A 26,302-nucleotide genomic window follows, 5' to 3' on the forward strand; every position below is an offset into this window, starting at 1 on the left:
TAGTTACCTTTGCTTCATTCGATTCGTGCGATACAACCTCGCCGAGCATTATCCGCCCATCTCAATACATTGGCGGATGCACTCATGGAACAGTCACTCAAACATATGCGCTTCCCCTTGGCCGTTCTGGCCTTGCTGGTGATGAGCGCCTGCGGCAAGACGCCAAACACTGCCGCCAGCATGCCAGCAGCCAAGGTCAGCGTGGCCAAGGTGCTGGAACAACCGGTCAACGAGTGGGACGAATTCACCGGTCGCCTTGAAGCACCGGAAACCGTGGAAATCCGTCCTCGGGTGTCCGGCCAGATCGATGAAGTAGCCTTTATCGAAGGTGCACTGGTCAAGAAAGGCGACCTGCTGTTCCAGATCGACCCTCGGCCGTTCCAGGCTGAAGTCCGCCGCCTCGAAGCTCAAGTTGCCCAGGCCCGCGCCAATGCCACCCGCAGTGAAAACGAAGCCCAGCGTGGCGAGCGCCTGCGGACCAGCAACGCGATCTCCGCCGAACTGGCTGACTCGCGCACCAGCGCCGCGCAAGAAGCCCGCGCCGGCGTCGCGGCAATTCAAGCGCAACTGGACGTCGCCAAGCTGAACCTGAGTTTCACCCGCGTGATCTCGCCCATCAGCGGGCGCGTCAGCCGTGCGCAAATCACCGCCGGCAACCTGGTGACCGCCGACACCACGGCCCTGACCAGCGTGGTTTCCACTGACAAGGTTTATGCCTACTTCGACGCCGATGAACGTGTATTCCTCAAATACACCCAACTCGCCCGCCAGGGCCAACGCGGTCAAACCACCCCGGTTTACCTCGGCCTGTCCAATGAGGACGGCAACCCGCACCAGGGTCAGATGAACTTCGTCGACAACCAGGTCAATCCGAAAACCGGCACCATCCGTGGTCGTGCCGTCTTCGACAACAGCAAAGGCGAATTCACCCCCGGCTTGTATGCCCGCCTGAAACTGGTCGGCAGCGGTACCTACTCCGCTGTGCTGATCAACGACGAAGCAGTCGGTACTGATCTGGGCAAGAAGTTCGTGCTGGTAATGGATGCCGACAACAAGTCGGCCTATCGCGCGGTCGAGCTGGGTCCGAAAATCGAAGGCTTGCGCATCGTGCGCAGCGGCCTGAACAAAGACGACACCATCATCGTCAAGGGCTTGCAGCGGGTACGTCCGGGTTCACCGGTCGCCCCTGAAGTGATCCCCATGGCCAGCAACGAAACCCTCGCCGCTTTGGCGCAACAACGACAAGCACTGGAAGCCAGCAACCTGCCCCAAGTCGCGCCCGCCAAGAGCACAACTGGCGTAGCGGTGAAACTGGCCAGCGCTGCGACTCCACGCGGTTAAGGGGAGACAACTCCGATGAATTTTTCCCAATTCTTCATCTCACGGCCGATCTTCGCAGCGGTGCTTTCGCTGCTGATCCTGATCGCCGGCGCCATCTCGCTGTTCCAGTTACCGATCAGTGAATACCCGGAAGTGGTACCGCCGACCGTGGTGGTGCGCGCCAACTTCCCGGGTGCCAACCCTAAAGTCATCGGTGAAACCGTGGCCGCTCCCTTGGAGCAGGCCATCACCGGCGTCGAGAACATGCTGTACATGTCCTCGCAGTCCACCGCTGACGGCAAGATCACCCTGACCATCACCTTTGCTCTGGGCACCGACCTGGACAACGCTCAGGTGCAGGTGCAGAACCGCGTCACCCGTTCCGAGCCCAAGCTGCCCGCAGAAGTGACCCGCATCGGCATCACGGTGGACAAGGCCTCGCCCGACCTGACCATGGTTGTGCACTTGACTTCGCCGGACAAACGCTACGACATGCTCTACCTGTCCAACTACGCCCTGCTCAACATCAAGGATGAGCTGGCGCGTCTGGGCGGTGTGGGTGACGTGCAGCTGTTCGGTATGGGCGACTACTCGCTGCGGGTCTGGCTCGATCCGAACAAGACCGCTTCGCGTAACCTGACCGCGACCGATGTGGTCAACGCGATTCGCGAACAGAACCGTCAGGTTGCCGCGGGTGCCCTGGGTGCGCCGCCAGCACCGAACGCCACCGCGTTCCAGCTCTCGGTCAATACCCAAGGTCGTCTGGTCACCGAGGAAGAGTTCGAGAACATCATTATTCGCTCCGGCGAAAACGGTGAAATCACCCGCCTCAAAGACATCGCTCGCGTCGAGTTGGGCTCGAGCCAATACGCCTTGCGTTCCTTGCTGAACAACCAACCGGCCGTGGCGATCCCGATCTTCCAGCGCCCGGGTTCGAACGCTATCGAGATCTCCAACGAAGTTCGGGCGAAAATGGCCGAGCTGAAGAAGACCTTCCCTGAAGGCATGGACTTCAGCATCGTGTATGACCCGACGATTTTCGTTCGCGGTTCTATCGAGGCAGTGGTGCACACGCTGTTCGAAGCACTGATTCTGGTCGTGCTGGTAGTGATCCTGTTCCTGCAAACCTGGCGCGCCTCGATCATTCCGTTGGTGGCAGTGCCGGTATCGCTGATCGGTACGTTCGCGGTGATGCACCTGTTTGGCTTCTCGCTGAACGCGCTGTCGTTGTTCGGACTGGTATTGGCCATCGGTATCGTCGTTGACGACGCCATCGTGGTGGTGGAAAACGTCGAACGAAACATCGGCCTGGGCCTGACACCGATCGAAGCGACCAAGCGCGCCATGCGTGAAGTGACCGGCCCGATCATCGCCACCGCGCTGGTACTGTGTGCGGTGTTTATTCCGGCCGCCTTCATCTCCGGGTTGACCGGGCAGTTCTACAAGCAGTTCGCGTTGACCATTGCGATCTCCACGGTGATCTCGGCCTTCAACTCGCTGACGCTGTCGCCAGCATTGGCTGCGGTATTGCTCAAAAGCCATGATGCGCCCAAGGACCGCTTCTCGAAGGTCCTCGACGGGATCTTCGGTGGCTGGCTGTTCCGTCCGTTCAACCGCTTCTTTGATCGTGCCAGCCATGGTTATGTAGGCACCGTGAGCCGCGTGATCCGCAGCAGCGGTATCGCCCTGCTGCTGTACGCCGGCCTGATGGCGCTGACGTTCCTCGGTTTCTCCAGCACACCGACCGGTTTCGTGCCGGGCCAGGACAAACAATACCTGGTGGCCTTCGCCCAACTGCCGGATGCAGCGAGCCTGGACCGTACCGAGGATGTGATCAAACGCATGTCCGACCTGGCCCTGAAACAGCCTGGCGTGGAAAGTGCAGTGGCCTTCCCGGGTCTGTCGATCAACGGTTTCACCAACAGCCCTAACGCCGGCATTGTGTTCGTCACCCTGAAACCGTTCGATCAGCGCAAGGACCCGAGCCAATCGGCCGGTGCCATTGCCGGTGCCTTGAACGGCCAGTACGCCGGCATTCAGGAAGCCTACATGGCGATCTTCCCTCCGCCGCCAGTACAGGGCCTGGGCACCATCGGTGGTTTCCGCCTGCAGATCGAAGACCGTGGCAACCTGGGGTATGACGAGCTGTTCAAAGAAACCATGAACATCATCAACAAAAGCCGCAGCGTGCCGGAACTGGCCGGGCTGTTCACCAGCTATACCGTGAACGTGCCACAGGTCGATGCCGCCATCGACCGGGAGAAAGCCAAGACCCATGGTGTGGCCGTCAGCGACATCTTCGACACCCTGCAGATCTACCTGGGCTCGTTGTATGCCAACGACTTCAACCGCTTTGGCCGCACCTATCAGGTCAACGTTCAGGCCGAGCAACAGTTCCGCCTCGAGCCTGAGCAGATCGGTCAGTTGAAAGTGCGCAACAACAAAGGCGAGATGATCCCGCTGGCAACCTTCATCAAGGTCAGCGACACCTCGGGCCCGGACCGCGTGATGCATTACAACGGCTTTATCACCGCTGAAATCAACGGTGCCGCAGCCCCTGGCTACAGCTCCGGCCAAGCCCAGAAAGCAATCGAGAAACTGCTCAAGGACGAATTGCCTAACGGCATGACCTACGAATGGACCGACCTGACCTACCAGCAGATTCTCTCGGGTAACACTGCGCTGTTCGTGTTCCCGCTCTGCGTGCTGCTGGCGTTCCTGGTACTGGCCGCACAATACGAGAGCTGGAGCCTGCCACTGGCGGTGATCCTGATCGTACCGATGACCCTGCTCTCGGCCATCACCGGTGTGATTGCTTCGGGCGGCGACAACAACATCTTCACCCAGATCGGCTTGATCGTACTGGTGGGACTGGCCTGTAAGAACGCGATTCTGATCGTCGAGTTTGCCAAGGATAAGCAAGAGGAAGGACTGGACCCGCTCAGTGCGGTACTGGAAGCCTGCCGTCTGCGTCTGCGGCCGATCCTGATGACCTCGTTTGCCTTCATCATGGGTGTGGTGCCATTGGTCTACTCCAGCGGTGCCGGTGCGGAAATGCGTCACGCCATGGGTGTGGCGGTGTTCTCCGGGATGCTCGGGGTGACCTTCTTCGGTCTGTTGCTGACACCGGTGTTCTACGTATTGATTCGCCGTTATGTGGAGCGCGGCGAAACACGCAAAGCGGCCAAGGCCCTGAAACTGGAGGAGCAACAATGAGCCTGAAAGCCTTCTTGCCGAGCTTGCTGGTACTAGCCTTGAGCGCCTGTGCCGTGGGCCCGGACTATAAGACCCCTGCCACGGAGCCGGCCAACATCACGGCCGCCACCGATGGCGCTGCCGGTCAGAAGAACTTCGACCGCGCGCGTTTCGAAGGCATCTGGTGGCAACAGTTCGACGATCCGACCCTCAACCAGTTGGTGACTCGATCCTTGCAGGGCAACCGTGAGTTGCGTGTGGCCTTTGCCCGCTTGAAAGCGGCTCGAGCGATCCGCGATGACGTCAGCGATGACGCCATGCCGACCATCACCAGCCGCGCCAGCAGTAATCTAGGCACGGCTCAGCAACCTGGCATCACTGAAAAGCGCGTGCACACCGAACGCTACGATCTGGGCCTGGACATGGCCTGGGAGCTGGACTTGTTCGGACGTATCCAGCGCAATCTGGAAGCCAGCGATGCCGACACCCAAGTGGCCGCCGCCGATCTCTACCAACTGCAAGTCACCATGATTGCCGAGTTGGTGGATGCCTACGGGCAACTGCGCGGCGCGCAACTGCGGGAAAAGATCGCGCTGGCCAACCTGAAGAACCAGCAGGACTCGCGCAAAATCACCGAAAGCCTGCGTGACGTCGGTGTCGGTGACCAGCTCGATGTGGTGCGTGCCGATGCCCGCCTCGCGGCGGTCGAAGCCAGCGTGCCGCAATTGCAAGCCGAGCAAGTGCGCGAGCGTAATCGCATCGCCACCCTGCTCGGTGAGCGCCCGGACAAATTGAGCGTGGACCTCAGCCCGGCGAATCTGCCGGCGATTGCCAAGGCATTGCCGATTGGCGATCCGGGTGAGTTGCTGCAACGCCGTCCAGACATCCTCAGCGCCGAGCGCAAACTGGCGGCAGCGACGGCGCGAATCGGTGTGGCCAAGGCCGACTTGTTTCCCAAGGTCAGCTTGAGCGGTTTCCTCGGTTTCACTGCCGGACGTGGCTCGCAGATCGGTTCTTCGGCCGCCAACGCCTGGGCGCTGGGCCCAAGCATCACTTGGGCAGCGTTCGACCTGGGCAGTGTGCGGGCTCGCTTGCGCGGTGCCAATGCTCAAGCCGAAGGCGCGCTGGCGACCTATGAGCAACAAGTGCTGTTGGCACTGGAAGAATCGGAAAATGCCTTCAGTGATTACGGCAAACGTCAGCAGCGCCTGATTTCGTTGATTCGTCAGAGTGAATCAAGCCGCGCTGCTGCCGACCTGGCGGAAATTCGCTACCGCGAAGGCACTGCGGACTTCCTCGTGTTGCTCGACGCGCAACGCGAACGTCTGGCTGCCGAAGATTCCCAGGCCCAGGCCGAAGTCGATCTGTACCGCGGCATCGTCGCCATCTACAAAGCCCTCGGCGGCGGCTGGCAGCCAGAGACGGTTGCCAGTAGCAACTGATTCAAACACTTCTTTGGTTGGCCGCAACCAGCCATTTTTCAGCCCCGCGCCTCATTCGGTCGCGGGGCTTTTTTTTGGGGTTTTCCATAGATGATCGTTCCCACGCTCCTGCGTGGTAACGCATCCCGGTGACGCTCTGCGTCACATGGACGCGGAGCGTCCAGGGCGGCATTCCCACGCAGAGCGTGGGAACGATCGAACGCAGCCTTCGGCAGCTGCTACGGACCGCGTTCTGACCCAGGAACCACATTGGTTTCAAGCACCGTGACGGTGGCGGTGGTACCGGCTCTGAGCCGATGTTTACCGGCATAGTCAGGATCGATCTGTATCCGCACCGGCACCCGTTGCGCCAGTTTGACCCAGGTATAACTGGGGTTGATGTTGGCCAGCAAGCGACCGCCGGGCAAGTTCTCCCGGTCGGCGATGGCGAAGGCAATGCTTTGCACGGTGCCGCCAAAGGTTTCGCCGCTCATCAATTCGATCCTGACGCGGTCGCCCTCCTCGATTCGCGGCAGTTTGGTTTCTTCGAAGTAGCCGCTGACATAAAACGAGTCACTGTCCACCAGCGCCAACAGCGCGCCACCGGCGGCGGCATAGTCGCCTTGGCGGGTCAGCAGGTTGGTGACGTAACCACTGACAGGCGCTTCGACCCGGGTGCGCTGCAAATCCAGTTCAGCCTGGGTCAATGCGGCGATTGCCAGTTGCACGTTGGCCTGAGCCAACCCCAGGTTGGCCTGGTTGCGCAGCAACTCAGCCTGCGCCACCGCCACTTCCGTGCTGGATTTTTCCCACTCTTCGCCGGAGATCGCGAAGCGCTGCTTGAGGGTGCGCCGTCGGCGCTCTTCACTCTGACGCTGGCTGAGCAGCGCTTCACTGGCAACAATCGTTGCTTCGGATTGACCCAGGGTGGCTTTCGCCACCTCCACCGAGCGCTTGGCATGCTCGACCGCCAGGACGTAGCGCGCCGGGTCGATCTCCAACAGCAGCTGGCCTTTGTCCACATGCTGGTTGTCCTGGACGCCCAGGCCGACGATGCGCCCCGAGACATCGGCGGACAAGGTCACCACATCGGCACGTACCCGTGCATCCCGCGTCCAGGGCGCGCGGGTGTAATGCTCCCAGGCAAACCAGCCAAGAACAAAGGCCAGCAAAACCACCGCCACCGTCACGAGTCGGGCAAGGATCTTCTTCAACGCATCAAGCTCCCATCACCAGAATCAGCGTTGCGCAAACGCAGGCGTACAACGCGCCTTCGAACAAGGCTTCATGCCAGACGAACCGCAGCACACCGAAGCGGCGCAGGATCCAGTCCAGCAGCAGGAAAACCGGAAAGGCCAGCAGCAGCGCCTGGGCGATTGGCGGCAAGTAGACGCCACCCACTTCCAGATCAATGGGCAAGGGCCGGAACTCCTTCCATGTCTACGGGTTGAAAGTGTTTGCGATGTCGCTCCAGAAACGACACCACAATCAGCAGCGCCACGCGCATCCTGAAGACCGACCACAGGTGTTCATGAACGTCTAAATGCAAGTCGTCCATTTCGTCGCCCAGGACCCGCAGGTTTCCGAGCAATTGCTCAAGGTCAATCCCTGGCCGTCCGGCGACCAATCGTCCAGTCTCACGGACTGCAGCCAGCAGACGGTTTTGTTGTTCAGTGCTCAGCAGCGTGTTGCTTCGTCCCTGTTGCCTTAGCTGGTTCAACGCCACACCCAGTGCCATGCACCCGAGGCTGACTTCGAACAGCTCGCTGGACTGCTTGTCGTGGGTGGCCGGTAATAATCCCAACATCATGGTCAGACGATCGACCATGCGGCTTTCAAACGCAAATTGCTGCTCATCGGTGGCCGGTGTCTTCAGCAAAGCGTAGACCTGCTCGCAGTTTTCTTTGAACAGCCGGCGCATCCGCAAAACGGGCCTGAACGGAAAGATCAAGGCGTAGACACTGAGCGCAAGCGTGGCTGCGCAGGTATACGCAGCGGCAAACTCGAACCACAGAATGGCCGTATTTTGGCCGATTCCCACGTTTTGTGGGCCCAGCAACAGCATCGTCGTCAGTCCAAGCCCAATGCCTGTGCCAGTGGTTGGTGGACTGGCCAGCCCTACCGCGACGGCATACAGCAATGGGGCGAACAACAAGGCGAGTAATTCGAAGTCACTGATCATCGGTACCAGCATGAACTGATACAGCGCCGACACCACCAAAGCCAGACCCAGCCCCCTGGCAAAGCTTTGACTGGCCAGATACGGTCGCGGAAAAGTCGCCATCAGCGAACAGAGAATCCCCAGCACGATCATCCCGCCACGAGCTCCGTCCCAAGCGGTCTCGATCCAGATCAGGCCGGCCACCAGCAACGCGGTAAATGCCCGGATCGCGTTCATCGCCGCCAGGGTGAAGTCCAGATGCAGCGGATTGTCCTGGCCGCGAAACACGCAACTGGCTTCACGCCCGTCCTGGATCGCGTCGCTCAGTTCGAGAATCTGGCCGAGCTGCTCCAGCATCCGCGCCTGCTCCCAGCGCAGAGCCCAGGCTAGTGAGCGTAGCGTGGCAGGCATCGTCTCGGTGAGTTGTTCGGCCTTGTAGGCCTGGTCATCGAAGCGCTGTTGCAGCGCCGAGAAATGATGGCGAGCCTCGGCTGATAACGAGCGTCCCTGCTGGGCCAATTCATCGAGAAAGGCCAGCTCTTCGGCGCGCAAACGCTGTATCTCCTCCGGCAACGCGCCTTCCCAGCGCTCGGCAAGCAGCTCCCGCTGGTGGCGCAAAGCCGTCAACCGCGAGGTCAGCAGCACCAGCTGATTACCCAGCAACTGCACCAGCCCATTGGCGCTGCGCAAACGTGGCGCATCGAAATACAAATGCCGACGTACGCCTTCCAGGGCGCTGATCGCGCCTAGCAGCTGCATCTGGCGCCGGTGGAAATCGGCTTCGCTTTCTTCGGTTCGAATGACGGCAGCAGCGTGGGTCGCGAGCAGCTTGATCACTTGATCGATCTTGGCGAAGTAATCCCGGGCCACGGCTTCCGGTCGCGCCGTAAGAAGGCTGACAACGCACACGCAGGCAACCGCCAAGAGTGTCTCGGTCACGCGGGTGACGGCCAGCAGGAACGTGCCGTCCTGATCAGGCACCGCCAGCAGTGCAACAACCACTGCCGTGTATCCGCTCAAAACAAACGCCTGGGAACTGGTGTAGCGCAACAAGGTGCCGCCGGCGGTACACAGCGCCAGCCACAAGGCCAGGGTGGTGATGAAAGGCAGCGGCGCCTGGGGAAAGATCGCCATGATCAACACCGCCACGACCGCACCCAGGGTGGTGCCGATGACCTGGCCGAAACTGCGGGCCAGGGCCATGCCGCCCAGTGGCTGGCTGACGATGACCACCGCCATGATCGACCACTTGGGCTGGTCGAGGTCGAACAAGAAGGCCAGATACAGCGTCAATAGCCCGGCCGCGATGGTTCTCAGGGCGAACAACAGCACCCCTTGCCCGGGGTTGAGTATCGCCTTGAAGTACTGAAGTAGCGGTTGCATGGGAACACTCATCGAGTCATCTCCAGCAAGCGTAGTCACTGCTTCGGTGCCTCGACAGGTTTCAGTGTCGACACAAGTTCCAGGCAAACTCGCCGATGGGTCAGACGCTTCCGATAGATATGCTCGATCACCCTTCAGCCATAGCGATTGGACAGAAACGAGCCGCGCTTCCAGGTTGGAACCGCTGCGAAAGCGTCACTCGATAAAGCCCAGCCCCATGCTTGTGCGTCCCAAGCCGATCGAGTACGTACTGACATGAGTCAGGGTTTGACTCCTGGCCCCTCCTGACCGAAGCTGACGCCTTTGTAAAAGCTGCCAGCCCCCGGACTCCTGCATGCCCAAGCCCCGCCGCTATCTGATCATCGGTCTGCTTATCGTGTTTGCCTGCGCCATTGCCTGGTTTTTTATGCGCAGTACTGCGCCAGTCGTGCCTCCTGCGGTGAAGCAGGGTTATGGCAAAGCGCTGGAACAGGCCCACAATGGCCAACCGGGCGCGGCGCGGGTGCTCTATCAACAACTGGCCCGCCCGGACCTGTCGGACAGCCAACGGGTCAGGCTACATGCCGAACTTCCCGACTACCCCAGCCCGCAAGCCTTGAAACTGGCCGAAGCCGATTTGCTCAACCCCTCGATAGTGGTTCGTCAGGCGGCGATACAGAGCATTGTCGGGCTGGTGCCTGGCGGGCAAAGGAGCCTGTTGCTCGGGCCCTTGCTCGAGGACAGGGAACAAAGTGTGCGTTTCGCCGCGGCTAACGCGCTACTGGGGCTTTCGCCGGACGATCTGGGTTTGTATTTCGGTCCCCTGGAGCAAGTCCTCGACGAGTATGAATCAGTCCTCAAGGCCCAGCCCCAGAGTGTCGAGGCGCAATACCAACTGGCGCGCCTGCACCTGCACAACGCTCAATTGAAAGAGGCACAACAGGCTCTCGAAACGGTGCTGCGCCTGCAGCCTGAAAATCTACGCGCCGTCGTCACGCAGATTGAGGTGCTGGACAAACAAGGTCAGGCTGATGCTGCCCGGCAGTTGCTTGCCAGGCAGCTGCAAGAGCAATCCGGCTCGGCTTATCTGCAACATGCCCTGGGTCTCTGGCTGTTGCATCACGGGCAAGGTGAATACGCCTTGCTGGGTCTGTCCAAAGCCGTGGAGCTTGAACCGGACAACAACGAATACCGATACGACCTGGCCACCACACTGCACGGCGAAAAAGAACTTGAGGCCGCACAAAAGCAGCTCGAAGAGATCGTTCAACGCCAGCCAGCCAATCGTAAGGCGCGGGTACTGCTGATCAACTACTGGAAAGAAAGCGGGCAACTGCAAAACGTGCAAATCCTGCTGGCGCAGCTGGAACAACAGAATCCGGATGACCCGGCGTTGCAGCAGGGGTTGTAGGCCCAAGCCTGCGACAACCCCCCGAAAGATCGTCCGAACGCGGGCTCGGCAACTCCTGCAGGTTATGCGTACACCTGATCATCCACGGCTGTACCAGGTCGATGCAGGATCTGCGCGAATGCCTGGTCCGCCGGTTGCGGTCTCGTAGAGAACAACCGCTCGCTACGCCAGCATTTCCTGAATTTTCTGCTGCAAGGTACTCAGGTTGAAGGGCTTTTCCAGGATCGGTGCAGTCCGCGTGATAGGGCTGCCAGATTCTCGAATTTCAGCCGCGTAACCACTGATAAAGATCACTTTCAGGTCCGGGCGAAGCTTGAGCGCAGGCTCGGCGATCATCACCCCGGTGATGCCACCGGGCAGTCGATAATCGGTGATCATGACGTCCAGGTTCGGTTTACTGGCCAGAATCTCGAAGGCCTGCTCGCCATTCTCGGCCTGTAATACCCGATAGCCCAGGCCCGACAGGTAGTCGGCGAGAAGCATCAGGATTACCGGTTCATCTTCGACGATCAGTACGACGTCTTGTGCATCTTCACTCATGGGAAGCCTTTGTTCGTTCAATAGCTGCCGGATACGACCATCCGGTCAAGCAGAGGTTGCGTCGCTTGTAGCTGTTTTCTACAACGGCAGGCAAACGCGAAATAAGGAGCCTTCATAATCTTGCATTCAACAGTGATGGAGCCAGCATGGGCTTCGAGCCGTGCCTGGCCGCCTTCGGTGTACACGTGCAGGTCGATCGGACCCTTGGCGCCATAACGCAAAGCAATTGTCAGCAGGCTGGATACTACCTGTTCGATGGGGGACTCGTCCCGGTTGCCTTCTACCGGTAGATCGGCAACGAAGCTCACCGAGGATTCAGCCGAATCGACTTGCAGCGCGAAGTTCTGCAACAGGAAAAGCACAAATTGTGCCAGATAAAACCGGCTGGAGAGGATCGACAGCTTGCCGGTACGGAACCGCGAAACATTGCGCATGCACACCGCTTAAAGGCCTTGGTGAAGTGCTGAAACACGGGGCTTGCTCCTGAGCCGGGCTGCTATTTTTCTGACAGCTTAGCGCGCAATGTCCTATGTCGTACCTGCCCTGGGTCAAGCAGAAGGTTATTCTTGTCGGCCGGTATACCGCTATGCTGTTTTGTACAACCTCGAGAACTTGTCGGGACTCGCTTATGGCTCATGCCAGTAGCGAGTCTGTTTCACCGACCGGCACCCGCGCCTTCACTTTTAGAGAGCCCCGCAATGTCCGCCATCGCCTCCACCGTCCTTGTAGTCGAAGACGACGCCATCGTACGCGAGCTGATCGTTGACGTATTGCAAGAGCTGGAGCTCAAGGTGCTTGAAGCCGATGGCAGCGAAACCGCCTTGAAACTTCTCGGGGACAGCGGGCAGACTATCGACCTGTTGATGACAGACGTCGGACTACCGGGCATGGACGGTAAAGAACTGGCAGTCCGTGCCCGTGAGCTTCGACCCACATTGCCAGTTCTGTTTGCCAGCGGTTATGCCGAAAGCATTGAAGCCCCGGTCGGCATGTCGGTCATCGGCAAGCCGTTCTCTATAGATCAACTGCGGGACAAGGTTCAGAGCATGCTCCGACAAGGGCGCTGAACGCCGCTTTAGAGTTCAGCCTTCTTGATTATTTTCGCGACTGTGTTTTTCGGCTCGCCTTGCCATGAACGCATCGATTTCGCTCGAGGACAGGAATTTCCATGCATTGACAAACACGGGATGGACGATTCTCACCCCCTATATCGTACAAACCGGTTTTGATTGGTACATGCTGGACTTGGACACCCTGACGCCGAGGGGACCCAAACTCATGAATTTTCAGTTAGAGATTGCCCCATCACCGACAGCAGCACGTTGAGCATCACCCCTCACTGATTAGCTTTAACAAGACCCAATCCACCCGGTCAGCTCCACCTCTTTGAGGTGGCTGCCGGGCGCCAACTCACCAGGCTGAAATGCCGTGAGAATCTGCGAAGCGACTTTCATCTGAAGCGTGGTTTAATTGCGCCCTTTTCGCGTCCCCTGCCACCCGCTCGCATCAAAGGAACCGTTCTATGAGTCAGCCTGCAACCAAAGTCCTGGTCATTGGTTACGTCTGGCCCGAGCCACGCTCATCCGCCGCCAGCGGGCATGTGATGCAGATCCTTGAGACTTTTTTGCAGCAGGGTTGGGACGTCACCTTCAGCAGTCCCGCGGGCATCGGAGAACATAAGGCGGACCTGCTTGCGTTGGGCATTCGCGAATGCCCGATCGAATTGAACAACAGCAGTTTCGACGCCTTTGTCGCCGAGCTGGCGCCGGATATCGTGCTGTTCGACCAGTTCATGATGGAAGAGCAATTCGGTTGGCGCGTCGAAAAACAATGCCCCGACGCCCTGCGCGTGCTGGAGACGTCGGACCTGCAAAGCCTGCGGCATGCGCGTCATCAGCGGCTCAAGGACCGCCTCAAAGCCGGCGATGACCAGGATGACTTCCGTACGCTATTCGCACCAGCCCTGCGCGAGGAATTCGAGCACATGGCCGACACTGATCTGGCCAAACGGGAAATCGCCGCACTCTATCGCTGCGATCTCAGCCTGATGATCTCCGAGGTCGAAATCGAACTGCTGGTCGAGCAATTCAAGGTGCCACGTAATTTGCTGCACTGGTGCCCACTGATGCTCGACCCGCCAGCACAGTCGTTCGCCCCGTTCGAAGACCGCGCGCACTTTCTGAGCATCGGCAACTTCCGCCATGCGCCGAATTGGGATGCGGTGCTCTGGATGAAAACCACCCTCTGGCCATTGATCCGTCAGCAACTGCCCGGTGCGCAGTTGCATATCTATGGTGCCTATACCCCGCCCAAGGCCACAGCGTTGCACAACCCGGCCCAAGGTTTTCATGTAATGAACTGGGCTGAGGATGCCTTACAGGTCATGGCTGCGGCGCGAATCTGTCTTGCACCGCTGCGTTTCGGCGCCGGGATCAAAGGCAAGATTGTCGATGCCATGCTCTGTGGCACCCCTAACGTCACGACCCCGATTGGCGCCGAAGCCATGGGTGGCGACCTGCCTTGGCCAGGCGCCATAGCCGAAACCGCGAGCACGCTGGCCGATGCCTCGGTGCAGCTCTATAAGGACAAGACGCTGTGGAATCAGGCTCAGGATCGTGGCCGTGAACTACTGGCCGCCCGTTACCAGCAACAGGTGCATGGCCCGGCGTTGATTGAACGCTTGCAGTCGTGCCGAATAGATCTGTTGCAACTACGACGGGACAACTTTACCGGCAGTATGCTTCGGCACCACCACCATAAAAGCACTCAATACATGGCGCAGTGGATCGAGGCGAAGAACCGAACTGCCCCTTAAGCCACACATTTCAATGGTTCATGATTTTTTGCCATTGAATACGCTGCACTTCTGCCCCTGACATTAACCTTGCTTGCTCCGCCAGCAAGGTGTCACGGTGCGATTAGTTATCCAGACATTTCAATTCCCCGCCACTCGCCGATCATTGAACTATATATAAAACTGTGTGACCAGCAGCCCTGGCGACACACACCGTGAATCACACTACAAAGCAACTTATTACCCTATTGATATTGAGCGATGGAATGCATTATGGCGACTTCAAAGGTTTTAACAGTGCCATTCTGGAGGCACTGGGATCGCGACTGATCCCCAAACAAAATAAATACCTGACGCTGGGGGAATTAAATAAGATTAGCAACCAGCAACGAATTGTACTGGCGACCCGGAGGCATCCTGACATGGACAGCCCGATATTCTGGCCGAAGATCGAACATAAGTGGAGTGGTAACGACATTACTTCCCCTGATGAACTCAAACAACACATTGCTCGCACATGAAAATCCCCACCTTCGGGTGCAATGCCCTGGTCACTATCTGCAACCAGTTATGAAAAACTGGCGGGGGTGAAAAGAATTGCCAAAGAGCTGAATGAATGGTTTGGTCCAACGTCTGGCTGGACACCAAAATGCAGCATTATCAATGTCGATTTTCTGGGCGATAGTTTGCTCGTTGATTATTGACGGGAAGTCAACATGGCGACGGGGCGAAACAAACACTGAACCTTTGGAAAAGCCGATACCTTTCCCACGGGTACGGCGGGCTGGTGCTGCCTGTCTGGAGAGGGCATCATCAGGACGCAAGAACAATAAAAGCGCCCCAAGATGACCCGAGCAGCCAGAATCACCGACCCTTCCTACGAATTGATGGACGACCACAACGGGTTGTCCATCATCTATCGGCAGCACGGCTTCCCATGCCCTCTGGTGCGCTGGCATTTCCATAAGGAGTACGAACTGCACCTGATCGTTGCCAGCTCCGGCAAGGTGTTCATTGGCGATTACATCGGCAATTTCTACCCCGAAACGCTCTTCCTCACCGGCCCCAACCTACCCCACAACTGGATCAGCCAGGTTGCCGAAGAGGAAGTGGTGCCCAAGCGCGACATGCTGGTGAACTTCACCGACGAGCTGTTCGAAAGCGGCCATCAGGTATTCTCCGAGCTGAAGGCGCTCACGCCTTTGCTCGAGCGCGCGCATTACGGAATCGAGTTCCGCTGCAAACACACCATTGGCCAGGCAATGGCCTTGATGCAACACATCGCCGACTCCAAAGGTGCTACCCGGCTTGGGCACTTTTTCATTCTGCTGGAACTGCTCAGCACGTGCGACGATTACCAGGTGCTCTCGGGCGCGACTACCCCGCAACTGGCCGATGAGCACAATATCGACCGCACCAACCGCGCGGTGGATTACATCTTTGCTCATTACGCCCGCGAATTGCCGCTTGAAGAAGTCGCCGAATATCTGGGCATGAAACCTACGTATTTCTCCCGGGTGTTCAAGCAGGCCACGGGGCGCTGCTTCATCGAGTTCGTCAATCGCTTGCGCATCAGCAAGTCCTGCGAGCTGCTGGCTGATGGCAAAAAGCCGATCACCGATGTGTGTTTCGAATCTGGCTTCAACAATATTTCCAATTTCAACCGGCGTTTTCAGCAGCTCAAGGGCATGACGCCTTCGCACTATCGACGCTTGGCGGTGCAACGGTTGACTGAGCAGAATCTGTAAAATACACCCCTTGTTGATCGTTCCCACGCTCCGCGTGGTAACGCCGCCCTGGACGCTCCGCGTCCGTTCGCGATTGTGACGCGCAGCGTCACGGAATGCATTCCCACGCGGAGCGTGGGAACGATCAGCGCTGACATTCTGCTGAATCGTTTATCCCGAATTATCCTCATCTTGTCCCCCAGTGCAAAATAGTATCGATTCAAGTGTCATGGATGATTTGTCATCGCACCGTTTGAGGGCTGTAATCAGCCTACATTCTTGCTTGCCTACGCAAGACACAAAAACAATAACGGTCCTTCTGCTGCCCACCGGGCGTAGAAGAGGAGTGCGCGATGAAACCCTCTGTAAAAGCTCTGCTTGTCACCACCTGCATGACCCTCAGCGGCGTCAGCCTTGGCGCACAAACCCTGACCATTGCCACGGTCAACAACAGCGACATGATCCGCATGCAAAAGCTCTCGAAGACCTTCGAAGCCGAGCACCCGGATATCAAGCTCAATTGGGTCGTGCTGGAAGAAAACGTACTGCGCCAACGACTGACCACGGACATCGCCACCCAGGGCGGACAGTTCGACGTATTGACCATCGGTATGTACGAAGCCGCACTCTGGGGCGCCCAGGGTTGGCTGGAGCCGATGCGGGACCTGCCCGCCTCCTACGACCTCAACGATGTTTTCCCTTCGGTGCGTGCAGGCCTGTCGGTCAAGGGCACGCTCTACGCCTTGCCGTTCTATGCCGAAAGCTCCATGACCTACTACCGCACCGACCTGTTCAAGGATGCCGGGCTGACGATGCCTGAACATCCCACCTGGAAGCAGATCGGCGAGTTCGCCACCCTGCTGAACAAACCCGGGCAGGACCAATACGGCATCTGCCTGCGCGGCAAGGCCGGCTGGGGGGAAAACATTGCGCTGATTTCTACCATCGCCAATGCCTATGGAGCGCGCTGGTTCGATGAGAAATGGCAGCCGGAATTCAGCGGCCCCGAATGGAAAGACGCGGTGAATTTCTACGTTGACACCCTGAAGAAATCCGGCCCGCCAGGCGCGTCCAGTAACGGGTTCAACGAAAACCTGGCGTTGTTCAACAGCGGCAAATGCGCCATGTGGATTGATGCCACGGTGGCCGGTTCCTTCGTCACCGACAAAACCCAGAGCAAGGTCAGCGAGCATGTCGGCTTTGCTTATGCGCCCCATCAAGTGAGTGACCAGAGTTCGGCCTGGCTTTACTCCTGGTCCCTGGCGATCCCGACCAGCTCCAAAGCCAAGGATGCGGCAAAAACCTTCACCAGCTGGGCGACTTCCAAAGAGTATGGCGCACTGGTCGCCGAGAAAGACGGCATCGCCAACGTTCCCCCAGGCACCCGCGCTTCTACCTACAGCGAGGCCTACATGAGCGCGGCTCCGTTCGCCCGGGTGACGCTGGAATCGCTGAAAGCGGCCGACCCGAGCAAACCGACTATCAAACCCGTGCCTTACGTTGGTATCCAGTTGGTGACCATTCCTGAATTCCAGGCAATCGGCACTCAGGTGGGCAAGTTGTTCTCCGCCGCATTGACCGGTCAGAGCAGCGTCGACCAAGCCCTCGCCTCCGCCCAGCAAACCACCGAACGCGAGATGAAACGCGCCGGTTATCCCAAATAACCCGGAACCCCCTGTGGGATCGCCGCACCGTCGCTCCCACATTTGATCTTCATCTGCCTGTCACCAATCGGTTGTGATCACCATGAATACTTCGACGCTCAAAGCACATATGGAAATTCCCCAGCCGGTTCGCAAAAGCCGTCTGAGCAATCCCGGCTGGTTTCTGGTCAGCCCCTCGGTGGCGCTGTTACTGCTGTGGATGATCGTGCCGCTGGGCATGACCCTGTACTTTTCGCTGATCCGCTACAGCCTGCTCTACCCCGGTGAAAACCAGTTCGTGGGGCTGGAGAACTTCACCTACTTCCTGAGCGATTCGGGCTTCCTGCCCGGCGCCACCAATACCCTGTTGCTGGTCGGCAGCGTGCTGCTGATCAGCGTGGTACTGGGGGTGTTGATCAGCGCCTTGCTGGAGGCCAGCGAGTTTCTCGGGCGCGGCATCGTCCGCGTACTGCTGATCTCGCCGTTTTTCATCATGCCCACCGTGGGTGCGTTGATCTGGAAGAACCTGATTTTCCATCCGGTGTCGGGGATTCTCGCCTACGTCTGGAAGCTGTTCGGCGCGCAACCGGTGGACTGGCTGGCGCATTACCCGCTGCTGTCGATCATCATCATTGTCTCCTGGCAATGGCTGCCCTTCGCGATCCTGATCCTGATGACCGCCATGCAGTCCCTCGACCAGGAACAGAAAGAAGCCGCGCGCCTCGACGGTGCCGGCCCGATCGCAATCTTCTGGCACCTGACCCTGCCGCACCTGGCGCGGCCGATTGCGGTGGTGGTGATGATCGAAACCATCTTCCTGCTCTCGGTGTTCGCCGAAATCTTCACCACCACCAACGGTGGCCCCGGCTATGCCTCGACCAACCTCGCGTACCTGATCTACAACCAGGCGCTGGTGCAATTCGATGTCGGCATGGCGTCCGCCGGCGGCTTGATTGCGGTGGTGATTGCCAATATCGCGGCGATCCTCCTGGTCCGGATGATCGGCAAAAACCTGACAGACAAAGCCTGAGGCCTGCACCATGACCCTTCAACAATCCCGTCGTCTGCAAAGCCTGCTGCTGGGCACTCTGGCCTGGGCCATCGCGATCCTGATTTTCTTCCCGATCTTCTGGATGGTGCTGACCAGTTTCAAAACCGAAATCGACGCCTTCGCCACGCCACCGCAGTTCCTCTTCACCCCGACGCTGGAGAACTACCTGCACATCAACGAGCGTAGCGACTACTTCAGTTTCGCCTGGAACTCCGTGGTGATTTCCTTCAGTGCCACGGCCCTGTGCCTGCTGATCGCGGTGCCGGCGGCTTATTCGATGGCGTTCTACGAAACCCAACGCACCAAAGGCACGTTGCTGTGGATGCTCTCGACCAAGATGCTGCCGCCGGTGGGCGTGCTGATGCCGATCTACCTGCTGGCCAAGAGTTTCGGCCTGCTCGACACGCGCATCGCGCTGATCGTGATCTACACGCTGATCAACCTGCCGATCGTGGTCTGGATGATTTACACCTACTTCAAGGACATTCCTAAAGACATCCTCGAAGCCGCGCGCCTCGACGGCGCCACGCTCGCTCAGGAAATGCTTCGAGTGCTGCTGCCGATTGCCAAGGGCGGCCTGGCGTCCACCGTGCTGCTGTCGCTGATCCTGTGCTGGAACGAGGCGTTCTGGTCGCTGAACCTCACCTCGTCGAAAGCCGCGCCGCTGACCGCGTTGATCGCCTCCTATTCAAGCCCCGAGGGGTTGTTCTGGGCCAAGTTGTCGGCGGTATCCACCCTGGCCTGTGCGCCGATCCTGATCTTCGGCTGGATCAGCCAGAAACAGCTGGTGCGTGGTTTGTCATTTGGCGCGGTGAAGTAGGGACACGGGGCATACACGATCCAATGCAGGAGCTGGTACAGCCTGTGATCTTTTGATCTTCGGCTCCTGCATAAACCCAATCAGAACAATTAAAAATGGAGGCCCATCATGGCCAACCTGAAAATCAAGAATCTGCAAAAAGGCTTCGAAGGCTTTTCCATCATCAAAGGCATCGACCTGGAAGTGAACGACCGCGAGTTCGTGGTCTTTGTTGGTCCGTCCGGTTGCGGCAAGTCCACACTGTTGCGGCTGATCGCCGGGCTGGAGGAAGTCAGCAGCGGAACCATCGAGCTCGATGGCCGCGACATCACCGAAGTCAGCCCGGCCAAACGCGACCTGGCAATGGTGTTCCAGACCTACGCCCTGTACCCGCACATGAGCGTGCGCAAAAACATGTCCTTCGCGCTGGATCTCGCTGGCGTGGCCAAGGCCGAAGTCGATAAAAAGGTAAACGACGCCGCGCGGATTCTGGAACTTGCGCCAATGCTGGAGCGCAAACCGAAGCAGCTTTCCGGCGGTCAACGCCAGCGCGTGGCTATCGGTCGGGCGATCGTGCGTAATCCGAAAATCTTCCTGTTCGACGAGCCGCTGTCCAACCTCGACGCCGCCCTGCGGGTGCAGATGCGTCTGGAACTGGCGCGGCTGCACAAAGAACTGCAAGCGACGATGATCTACGTGACCCACGACCAGGTCGAAGCCATGACCCTGGCCGACAAAGTGGTAGTGCTTAATGGTGGACGCATCGAGCAGGTCGGCTCGCCACTGGAGCTCTATCACCAGCCAGCCAACCTGTTTGTGGCTGGCTTCCTCGGCACGCCAAAAATGGGCTTTCTCAAAGGCAAGGTCAGCCGTATCGACGCTCAGGGCTGTGAAGTCGAACTGGACGCCGGCACCCGCATCCGCCTGCCACTCAGTGGCGCGACGTTGAGCGTTGGCGGCCCGATCACCCTGGGGATTCGTCCGGAACACTTGAACCTGGCGCAACCGGGCGACTGCACCTTGCAGGTCACAGCCGATGTCAGCGAGCGCCTGGGCAGCGACACCTTCTGCCACGTCCTGACCGCCTCCGGCGAAGCCCTGACCATGCGCATACGCGGTGACCTGGCCAGCCGTTATGGCGAGAAGCTGAGCCTGCACCTGGACGCTGAACACTGCCATTTATTCGATGCCAACGGTGTGGCGGTTACCCGACCGCTACGCGCCGCCGCCTGATTGCCGAGAGCTCAACATGAAACTGAACAAGCAGAACCTTAGCCGTCTGGCGCCTGAAGTGGCGGTGCCCGCCTATGCCGTGGCGGACACCCGGCAAGGTATCGCGCATATCGGTGTCGGTGGTTTTCACCGCGCCCATCAGGCGTATTACACCGACGCCTTGATGAACTTGGGTGAAGGCCTGGACTGGAGCATCTGCGGCGTCGGCCTGCGCCCCGAGGATCGCCGCGCCCGGGATGACCTGGCCGGCCAGGACTACCTGTTCACCCTGTTTGAACTGGGCGATACCGATGACACTCAGGTCCGGGTCATCGGCGCCATCAGCGACATGCTGCTGGCCGAAGACGGTGCCGATCCGCTGATCGACAAGCTCGCCAGCCCGCAGATTCGCATCGTCTCGCTGACCATCACCGAGGGCGGCTATTGCATTGACGACAGCAACGGCGAGTTCATGGCGCATTTGCCGCAGATCCAGCATGATTTGGCCCATCCGGGCAGCCCGAAAACCGTGTTCGGTTTCCTCTGTTCAGCCCTGGCCAAGCGCCGCGCCGCTGGCATCCCAGCGTTCACCCTGATGTCCTGCGATAACCTGCCGCACAACGGCGCGGTAGCCCGCAAGGCGCTGCTGGCCTTTGCTGCCCTGCGCGATGCCGGCCTGCACGACTGGATTGGCGCCCACGTCAGCTTCCCCAACGCCATGGTCGATCGCATCACGCCGATGACCAGCGCCGCCCACCGCCTGCAACTGCACGACGAACACGGCATCGACGATACCTGGCCGGTGGTCTGTGAGCCCTTTGTGCAATGGGTGCTGGAGGACAAATTCGTCAACGGTCGTCCAGCCTGGGAAAAGGTCGGCGTGCAGTTCACCGACGACGTCACACCCTATGAAGAGATGAAGATCAAACTGCTCAACGGCAGCCATCTGGCGCTGACCTATCTGGGAGTTCTCAAAGGTTATCGCTTCGTCCACGAGACCATGAACGACCCGCTGTTCGTACGTTTCATGCGCGCCTACATGGACCTCGACGTAACGCCGCAACTGGCGCCGGTCCCGGGAATCGATCTGACACGTTACAAAGACACTCTGGTAGAGCGCTTCTCCAACCAGGCGATTGCCGATCAGCTTGAACGGGTGTGTTCTGATGGCTCCTCGAAATTTCCCAAGTTCACCGTGCCGACCATCAATCGGCTGATCGCCAATGGCGAAGAAACAGAGCGCGCGGCATTAGTGGTTGCCGCTTGGGCGCTGTATCTCAAAGGCGTCGATGAGAATGGTGACAGCTACGCCATTGCTGACCCTCGAGCTGAGTTTTGTCAGGCGTTGGTGGCGGATGATGTGTTGGTCACGCAGAGATTGCTCGCGGTTGAGGAGATCTTTGGTACGGCGATTCCTGAATCGGCCGAGTTTGTCGCGGCGTTTGAGCGGTGCTTGAACAGCTTGCGCGAGGATGGGGTGACCAGGACGTTAGAGAAGCTACTCGCAAACTGATCGTTCCCACGCTCTGCGTGGGAATGCAGCCCGTGACGCTCCGCGTCACCTCCAAGAACGGACGCAGAGCGTCCAGTGAAGCATTCCCACGCGCAGCGTGGGAACGATCAAGGTCTTTGCATGGCAAACCAAAAACTATTCCTGGGCATCGACTGCGGCACCCAAGGTACCAAAGCCATTGTCCTCGACTCGGTCAGTGGCAAGGTTCTGGGCCATGGCGCAGCCAGCCATAGCATGATCAGCGGCGCCAATGGCCGTCGCGAGCAGGACACTGACCAGTGGCTTGGCGCCTTGATACTCTCGACGCGCAGAGCGCTGCAGGCGGCCGATGTCAGTGGTCAGGACATCCTTGGCATCGGCGTTTCCGGCCAGCAGCATGGCTTGGTGCTGCTCGATGATGAAGGTCAGGTACTGCGCCCGGCCAAGCTTTGGTGCGATACCGAGTCCACCCCGGAAAATGATCGGCTGCTGGCTCATCTGGGCGGCGAACGTGGTTCGCTGGAACGCCTCGGCGTGGTCATCGCACCTGGCTATACGGTATCGAAACTGCTCTGGACCAAAGAGCGGCATCCTGAGGTTTTTGCCGAGATAGCGACGATATTGCTGCCCCACGACTACCTTAATTACTGGCTGACCGGCCGCCGTTGCAGCGAATACGGTGATGCCTCAGGCACCGGTTATTTCAATGTGCGCAGCCGTGAATGGGATGTGTCATTGCTCAACCATATCGACCCCCGCGGTCGGCTGGCCGCGGCCTTGCCACAACTGATCGAAGCCCGTACGCCGGTGGGCACTTTGCTTCCAGACATCGCTGAGCTGCTGGGTGTCAATCCCAAAGCACTGGTATCCAGTGGCGGTGGCGACAACATGATGGGCGCCATCGGCACCGGCAACATTCAGCCCGGGGCGATCACCATGAGCCTCGGGTCCTCCGGCACTGTGTATGCCTACGCCGAACAGCCGCACGTCAGCCCGGACGCGTCGGTGGCAAGCTTCTGTTCATCCAGCGGCGGCTGGCTGCCGTTGATCTGCACCATGAACCTGACCAACGCCACGGGGATGATTCGCCAGTTGTTCGAGCTGGACATCGATCGCTTCAACCAGCTTGTCGCCCAGGCGCCTATTGGCGCCGAAGGTGTGTGCATGCTGCCGTTCCTCAACGGCGAACGGGTCCCCGCCCTGCCCCATGCCAGCGGCAGCCTGCTGGGTTTGAACATGACCAACCTGACTCAGGCCAACCTGTGCCGCGCCGTGGTCGAAGGCACCACCTTCGGTTTGCGCTATGGTCTGGATCTGTTGCGCAACAACGGTTTGCAGAGCCGCAGTATTCGGCTGACTGGCGGCGGATCAAAAAGCCCGATATGGCGGCAGATGGTCGCCGATATCATGAACACCCCCGTGATCTGCCCCGAACAAAGCGAAGCCGCGGCCCTCGGTGCGGCGATTCAGGCTGCCTGGTGCGAGTCCTGGGCAAATGGAACAGAACAAAGCCTGTTTGAACTGTGCGAGCGTTGTGTCAGCCTCGACCCAGTCAGTCAAACCTTGCCGGGCGCGGCCAGCGTAAACGCCTATCAACAGGCCTATGAACGCTATCAACAGCATGTGGCAACCCTTTAAAAGAGAGAACGACTATGTATTTGGTGTGTGGTGAAGCGCTGTTCGATTTCTTCAGCGAAAACGACATCAGCGGTCAGGCTTCGAAAGTGAATTACAAAGCGATTGCTGGCGGTTCACCGTTCAACGTGGCCGTAGGTTTACGGCGTTTGGGCATCGACGTGGCGCTGCTCGCCGGGCTGTCCAACGACTACCTGGGTCGACGTCTGCGGCAGGTGTTGCAGGAGGAAGGCGTGCGCCCGGACTACCTGTTGGACTTCGACGCACCGACCACTCTGGCGATGGTCGCCGTCGGCACCGATGGCTCGCCGCATTACAGCTTCCGCGGTGAAGGCTGTGCTGATCGTCTACTGTTGCCTGCACATTTGCCTGTGTTGGGCGCCGATGTGCGCGGCTTGCATATTGGTTCGTTCTCGTTGGTGGTGCAGCCGATTGCCGATACCCTGCTTGCCCTGGTGCGCCGGGAAAGCGGCAAGCGTCTGATCAGCCTCGACCCCAATGTACGACTCAACCCCGAACCGGATATCGAACGGTGGCGCGAGCGCATCAGCACACTGGTCGAACATGCCGACCTGATCAAGGTCAGCGATGAAGACCTGAAGCTGCTCTACCCGGAGTGTGATCCGCAGAGCGTGATCGAAGGCTGGCTGGAACACCGCTGTCAGCTGGTATTCCTCACCCGTGGCAGTCAGGGCGCAACGGTATTCAGCCGCCGCCATGGCAATTGGTCGGTACCGGCTTGCCCCGTGGTGATGGCTGACACCGTGGGTGCCGGCGACACCTTCCAGGCGGCCCTGATCGCTTGGCTGACCGAACAGCGACTCGATTCAATCGAAGGCCTGCAACGCCTGACCCGCGAACAGATCGGCGCCATGCTCACCTTCGCTGTCAGCGCCGCCGCCCTGACCTGCAGCAAAACCGGGCCGGACTTGCCGTATCGGCATCAGCTGGATCTTCGCTGACGGTCCGGCTCTGAACCAATAGTGCTGCCATAGGCGCCGCGGCGTGCAAGCCAGCGAGGCCATGGCAGCAAAACTTCTTGCCGGTTTGTCGTAGCGGGTACCGATCCTTGGCTTTCCTTCAGCCAATCAAACATCCGCTCGGCGGTGTCCGTAAGCAACCAGTCTATCCAGGCGACCTCAGTTCGCTATTGGTAAACAGCAATCCAGCTTGTTCAGTATTCGATGCGCCAGGCGAACCCGGGACTCGTTGGGATAGTTCTTGTTGGCCAGCACCACAATGCCGAGCTGCTTCGCAGGCACAAAGGCCACGTAGGCACCAAAACCACCGGTCGAGCCGGTCTTGTTGATCCAGACAGCCTCCTGCGGCGGCAGGGGCGGATTCAGTTCTGTGACGGAATTGCTCTGATAAATCATCTTGTCGGAGTTGCCTTCGATCAGCGTATTCAGCTCCGCCGGGTAGCTGTACTGCTCCCAGACCAGATCCTGTGTCATCGAACCCAGCTTGAAGTAGCCCGTATGGGTATCGACGATCGCACGTTTGAGTTTTGTCTCTGCCTGTATGAGGCCCAGGTTGGCCTCGACGAAGTGAATCAGGTCCCTGGCGGTGGTTTTCACGCCGTAGGCTTCAGCTCCAAGTACACCGGGGTTCAACCGGACCGGAGCATCCTCTTTGTTGTAGCCCTGAGCGTAGAGGGGCATCTTGCTTGCCGGAACGTTGATGAAGCTCTCAGGCATACCCAATTTGGGAAACAGCCGTTGCTCCATCGCCTCTTCAAACGGCATTTTCATGCTCTTGGCCGCGATCAAGCCGAGCATCCCGATACTGGGGTTGGCATAGGTCCTGTACGTGCCAGGGGCGTAGCTGGGCTGCCAGGCCTTGAAGTAGTCCATCATCTGCCCGGTATTCTGTATGTCGTCAGGAAACTGAAGTGGGAAGCCTCCAGCCGTGTGAGTCCCCAAATTCATCAACGTCACCTTGTCGAAATGACTGCCCTGGAGTTGAGGCAGATACTTGCCTGGGCTGTCGGTGAGTGAAAGCTGCCCATTGGCCTGAGCGTAAGTCGCCAACGTGGCCGTGAATGTTTTGCTGATCGAGCCGACTTCAAAGAGCGTATCGCTCGTAACCTTCTGCTGTGTTTCCCTGGAGGTCACGCCGTAGTTGTAGAACCGCTGCTTGCCATTGGCCGTAACCGCAATGGCCAGGCCGGGAATGTTGTATTGCTGCATGACCTCTCGAGCGGCATCTTGCACGAGGGTATCGATATCCGGCTGTTGGGTATTGGCCATGGCGAATTTGCCGAAAAAGACTGCCCAGGCGAGCAAGAGAAATTCTGCGCAACGCTTTGCGATTGGGCGCATTCGGATTGTCCTCAGGTCTTTTTAATGGGGGACGAAAACTATCATCTCAATCCGACTGCTTCAAAGGTGTTCTATCACCGAATGTTTCGCCAGTTCCGTAGCGACGATCAAGCATTCCATCCACCAAACGCATCCCACCCACCGAGACATCGGCAGCCCCGCCTCGGCAAACAAATCGTTAGCCTGCTTCCTTTTATTCCACCTCCACGCCATGATGC

General features: G+C 58.9%; 20 protein-coding genes and 2 pseudogenes. 15 read left to right on the top strand and 7 right to left on the bottom strand.

All coding sequences use genetic code 11. The features are described 5' to 3' along the window. Positions 1 to 84 precede the first annotated feature (84 nt). Genes mexE through AC07VR_RS07355 form a run of 3 tightly spaced genes read left to right on the top strand, consistent with a single transcriptional unit; the run spans position 85 to position 5,957 of the window. Complete coding sequence (gene mexE, locus AC07VR_RS07345) at positions 85 to 1,341, top strand: multidrug efflux RND transporter periplasmic adaptor subunit MexE (protein ID WP_495010866.1); 1,257 nt, start codon at positions 85 to 87, stop codon at positions 1,339 to 1,341. Positions 1,342 to 1,356: 15 nt separating this feature from the next. Beyond that, positions 1,357 to 4,536, top strand: coding sequence for an efflux RND transporter permease subunit (locus tag AC07VR_RS07350; RefSeq protein ID WP_495010867.1), 3,180 nt, complete (start codon positions 1,357 to 1,359; stop codon positions 4,534 to 4,536). After that, positions 4,533 to 5,957 (top strand): efflux transporter outer membrane subunit, encoded by a 1,425-nt coding sequence (locus tag AC07VR_RS07355; RefSeq protein ID WP_495010868.1) that lies wholly within the window; start codon positions 4,533 to 4,535, stop codon positions 5,955 to 5,957. The genes AC07VR_RS07350 and AC07VR_RS07355 overlap by 4 nt, the downstream gene beginning before the upstream one ends. Positions 5,958 to 6,175: 218 nt before the next feature. Here the strand turns inward: AC07VR_RS07355 and AC07VR_RS07360 are convergent, their stop codons facing one another. The 3 genes from AC07VR_RS07360 to AC07VR_RS07370 are packed head-to-tail and all read right to left on the bottom strand — an operon-like array spanning position 6,176 to position 9,492. Continuing rightward, positions 6,176 to 7,150 (bottom strand): HlyD family secretion protein, encoded by a 975-nt coding sequence (locus tag AC07VR_RS07360; protein WP_495010869.1) that lies wholly within the window; start codon positions 7,148 to 7,150, stop codon positions 6,176 to 6,178. A 4-nt stretch (positions 7,151 to 7,154) separates the two neighbouring features. Further along, positions 7,155 to 7,355 (bottom strand): DUF1656 domain-containing protein, encoded by a 201-nt coding sequence (locus AC07VR_RS07365; protein WP_494995315.1) that lies wholly within the window; start codon positions 7,353 to 7,355, stop codon positions 7,155 to 7,157. Beyond that, positions 7,345 to 9,492 (bottom strand): FUSC family protein, encoded by a 2,148-nt coding sequence (locus AC07VR_RS07370; protein WP_495010870.1) that lies wholly within the window; start codon positions 9,490 to 9,492, stop codon positions 7,345 to 7,347. Before AC07VR_RS07370 ends, AC07VR_RS07365 begins: the two co-directional genes overlap by 11 nt. 322 nt (positions 9,493 to 9,814) lie before the next feature. On the opposite strand from AC07VR_RS07370, the gene AC07VR_RS07375 reads away from it, so the two are divergent. Continuing rightward, a complete protein-coding gene (locus AC07VR_RS07375; RefSeq protein ID WP_494995313.1) occupies positions 9,815 to 10,870 on the top strand; it encodes a tetratricopeptide repeat protein in 1,056 nt (351 codons plus the stop codon). Positions 10,871 to 11,032: 162 nt separating this feature from the next. On the opposite strand, the gene AC07VR_RS07380 is transcribed toward AC07VR_RS07375, so the two are convergent. Beyond that, positions 11,033 to 11,410, bottom strand: a complete 378-nt coding sequence (locus AC07VR_RS07380; RefSeq protein ID WP_494995312.1) for a response regulator — start codon at positions 11,408 to 11,410, stop codon at positions 11,033 to 11,035. Positions 11,411 to 11,488: 78 nt separating this feature from the next. Further along, positions 11,489 to 11,844, bottom strand: a pseudogene (locus AC07VR_RS07385) (histidine kinase); the annotation flags it as partial. 264 nt (positions 11,845 to 12,108) lie between these two features. Between AC07VR_RS07385 and AC07VR_RS07390 the strand changes: the two are divergent. From AC07VR_RS07390 to AC07VR_RS07440, 11 genes are all read left to right on the top strand, one after another. Beyond that, complete coding sequence (locus tag AC07VR_RS07390; protein WP_494995311.1) at positions 12,109 to 12,477, top strand: response regulator; 369 nt, start codon at positions 12,109 to 12,111, stop codon at positions 12,475 to 12,477. 455 nt (positions 12,478 to 12,932) lie between these two features. Further along, the gene (locus tag AC07VR_RS07395; protein WP_495010871.1) at positions 12,933 to 14,225 is read left to right on the top strand and encodes a glycosyltransferase; all 1,293 of its coding nucleotides are present in this window, start codon (positions 12,933 to 12,935) and stop codon (positions 14,223 to 14,225) included. A 245-nt stretch (positions 14,226 to 14,470) separates the two neighbouring features. Beyond that, positions 14,471 to 14,725 carry a hypothetical protein gene (locus tag AC07VR_RS07400; RefSeq protein ID WP_495010872.1) on the top strand — a complete coding sequence of 85 codons (255 nt, stop codon included), beginning with the start codon at positions 14,471 to 14,473 and terminating at the stop codon, positions 14,723 to 14,725. Between the two features lie 324 nt (positions 14,726 to 15,049). After that, positions 15,050 to 15,952 carry a helix-turn-helix domain-containing protein gene (locus tag AC07VR_RS07405; protein ID WP_495010873.1) on the top strand — a complete coding sequence of 301 codons (903 nt, stop codon included), beginning with the start codon at positions 15,050 to 15,052 and terminating at the stop codon, positions 15,950 to 15,952. A gap of 332 nt (positions 15,953 to 16,284) precedes the next feature. Next, positions 16,285 to 17,595 carry an ABC transporter substrate-binding protein gene (locus AC07VR_RS07410; protein WP_494995307.1) on the top strand — a complete coding sequence of 437 codons (1,311 nt, stop codon included), beginning with the start codon at positions 16,285 to 16,287 and terminating at the stop codon, positions 17,593 to 17,595. A gap of 82 nt (positions 17,596 to 17,677) precedes the next feature. After that, complete coding sequence (locus tag AC07VR_RS07415; protein ID WP_495010874.1) at positions 17,678 to 18,604, top strand: carbohydrate ABC transporter permease; 927 nt, start codon at positions 17,678 to 17,680, stop codon at positions 18,602 to 18,604. 10 nt (positions 18,605 to 18,614) lie between these two features. Next, positions 18,615 to 19,445 (top strand): carbohydrate ABC transporter permease, encoded by an 831-nt coding sequence (locus AC07VR_RS07420; RefSeq protein ID WP_494995305.1) that lies wholly within the window; start codon positions 18,615 to 18,617, stop codon positions 19,443 to 19,445. A gap of 108 nt (positions 19,446 to 19,553) precedes the next feature. After that, positions 19,554 to 20,657, top strand: a complete 1,104-nt coding sequence (locus AC07VR_RS07425) for an ABC transporter ATP-binding protein (RefSeq protein WP_494995304.1) — start codon at positions 19,554 to 19,556, stop codon at positions 20,655 to 20,657. A 16-nt stretch (positions 20,658 to 20,673) separates the two neighbouring features. Then, positions 20,674 to 22,149 (top strand): mannitol dehydrogenase family protein, encoded by a 1,476-nt coding sequence (locus tag AC07VR_RS07430; RefSeq protein WP_495010875.1) that lies wholly within the window; start codon positions 20,674 to 20,676, stop codon positions 22,147 to 22,149. Between the two features lie 120 nt (positions 22,150 to 22,269). Then, entirely contained in the window at positions 22,270 to 23,766 is a 1,497-nt protein-coding gene (gene xylB / locus AC07VR_RS07435) for a xylulokinase (protein ID WP_494995302.1), read from the top strand. A 14-nt stretch (positions 23,767 to 23,780) separates the two neighbouring features. Further along, positions 23,781 to 24,725 carry a carbohydrate kinase family protein gene (locus AC07VR_RS07440; protein ID WP_495010876.1) on the top strand — a complete coding sequence of 315 codons (945 nt, stop codon included), beginning with the start codon at positions 23,781 to 23,783 and terminating at the stop codon, positions 24,723 to 24,725. Between the two features lie 9 nt (positions 24,726 to 24,734). Here the strand turns inward: AC07VR_RS07440 and AC07VR_RS07445 are convergent. Then, positions 24,735 to 24,865: pseudogene (locus tag AC07VR_RS07445) on the bottom strand (IS5/IS1182 family transposase); the annotation flags it as partial. A gap of 37 nt (positions 24,866 to 24,902) precedes the next feature. Further along, the gene (gene ampC / locus AC07VR_RS07450; protein WP_495010877.1) at positions 24,903 to 26,084 is read right to left on the bottom strand and encodes a class C beta-lactamase; all 1,182 of its coding nucleotides are present in this window, start codon (positions 26,082 to 26,084) and stop codon (positions 24,903 to 24,905) included. Between the last annotated feature and the right edge of the window lie 218 nt (positions 26,085 to 26,302).

The sequence above is a fragment of the Pseudomonas sp. GW821-FHT02H09 genome (assembly GCF_059421425.1).

Bases quoted from the DNA above. Each gene is read 5' to 3' on its own strand.
- mexE (WP_495010866.1), top strand. From the start codon at position 85: ATGGAACAGTCACTCAAACATATGCGCTTCCCCTTGGCCGTTCTGGCC.
- AC07VR_RS07355 (WP_495010868.1), top strand. From the start codon at position 4,533: ATGAGCCTGAAAGCCTTCTTGCCGAGCTTGCTGGTACTAGCCTTGAGC.
- AC07VR_RS07380 (WP_494995312.1), bottom strand. From the start codon at position 11,410: ATGAGTGAAGATGCACAAGACGTCGTACTGATCGTCGAAGATGAACCG.
- ampC (WP_495010877.1), bottom strand. From the start codon at position 26,084: ATGCGCCCAATCGCAAAGCGTTGCGCAGAATTTCTCTTGCTCGCCTGG.
- AC07VR_RS07400 (WP_495010872.1), top strand. From the start codon at position 14,471: ATGCATTATGGCGACTTCAAAGGTTTTAACAGTGCCATTCTGGAGGCA.
- AC07VR_RS07425 (WP_494995304.1), top strand. From the start codon at position 19,554: ATGGCCAACCTGAAAATCAAGAATCTGCAAAAAGGCTTCGAAGGCTTT.
- AC07VR_RS07410 (WP_494995307.1), top strand. From the start codon at position 16,285: ATGAAACCCTCTGTAAAAGCTCTGCTTGTCACCACCTGCATGACCCTC.
- AC07VR_RS07390 (WP_494995311.1), top strand. From the start codon at position 12,109: ATGTCCGCCATCGCCTCCACCGTCCTTGTAGTCGAAGACGACGCCATC.
- AC07VR_RS07375 (WP_494995313.1), top strand. From the start codon at position 9,815: ATGCCCAAGCCCCGCCGCTATCTGATCATCGGTCTGCTTATCGTGTTT.
- AC07VR_RS07395 (WP_495010871.1), top strand. From the start codon at position 12,933: ATGAGTCAGCCTGCAACCAAAGTCCTGGTCATTGGTTACGTCTGGCCC.
- AC07VR_RS07405 (WP_495010873.1), top strand. From the start codon at position 15,050: ATGACCCGAGCAGCCAGAATCACCGACCCTTCCTACGAATTGATGGAC.
- AC07VR_RS07370 (WP_495010870.1), bottom strand. From the start codon at position 9,492: ATGAGTGTTCCCATGCAACCGCTACTTCAGTACTTCAAGGCGATACTC.
- AC07VR_RS07420 (WP_494995305.1), top strand. From the start codon at position 18,615: ATGACCCTTCAACAATCCCGTCGTCTGCAAAGCCTGCTGCTGGGCACT.
- AC07VR_RS07415 (WP_495010874.1), top strand. From the start codon at position 17,678: ATGAATACTTCGACGCTCAAAGCACATATGGAAATTCCCCAGCCGGTT.
- AC07VR_RS07430 (WP_495010875.1), top strand. From the start codon at position 20,674: ATGAAACTGAACAAGCAGAACCTTAGCCGTCTGGCGCCTGAAGTGGCG.
- AC07VR_RS07440 (WP_495010876.1), top strand. From the start codon at position 23,781: ATGTATTTGGTGTGTGGTGAAGCGCTGTTCGATTTCTTCAGCGAAAAC.
- xylB (WP_494995302.1), top strand. From the start codon at position 22,270: ATGGCAAACCAAAAACTATTCCTGGGCATCGACTGCGGCACCCAAGGT.
- AC07VR_RS07350 (WP_495010867.1), top strand. From the start codon at position 1,357: ATGAATTTTTCCCAATTCTTCATCTCACGGCCGATCTTCGCAGCGGTG.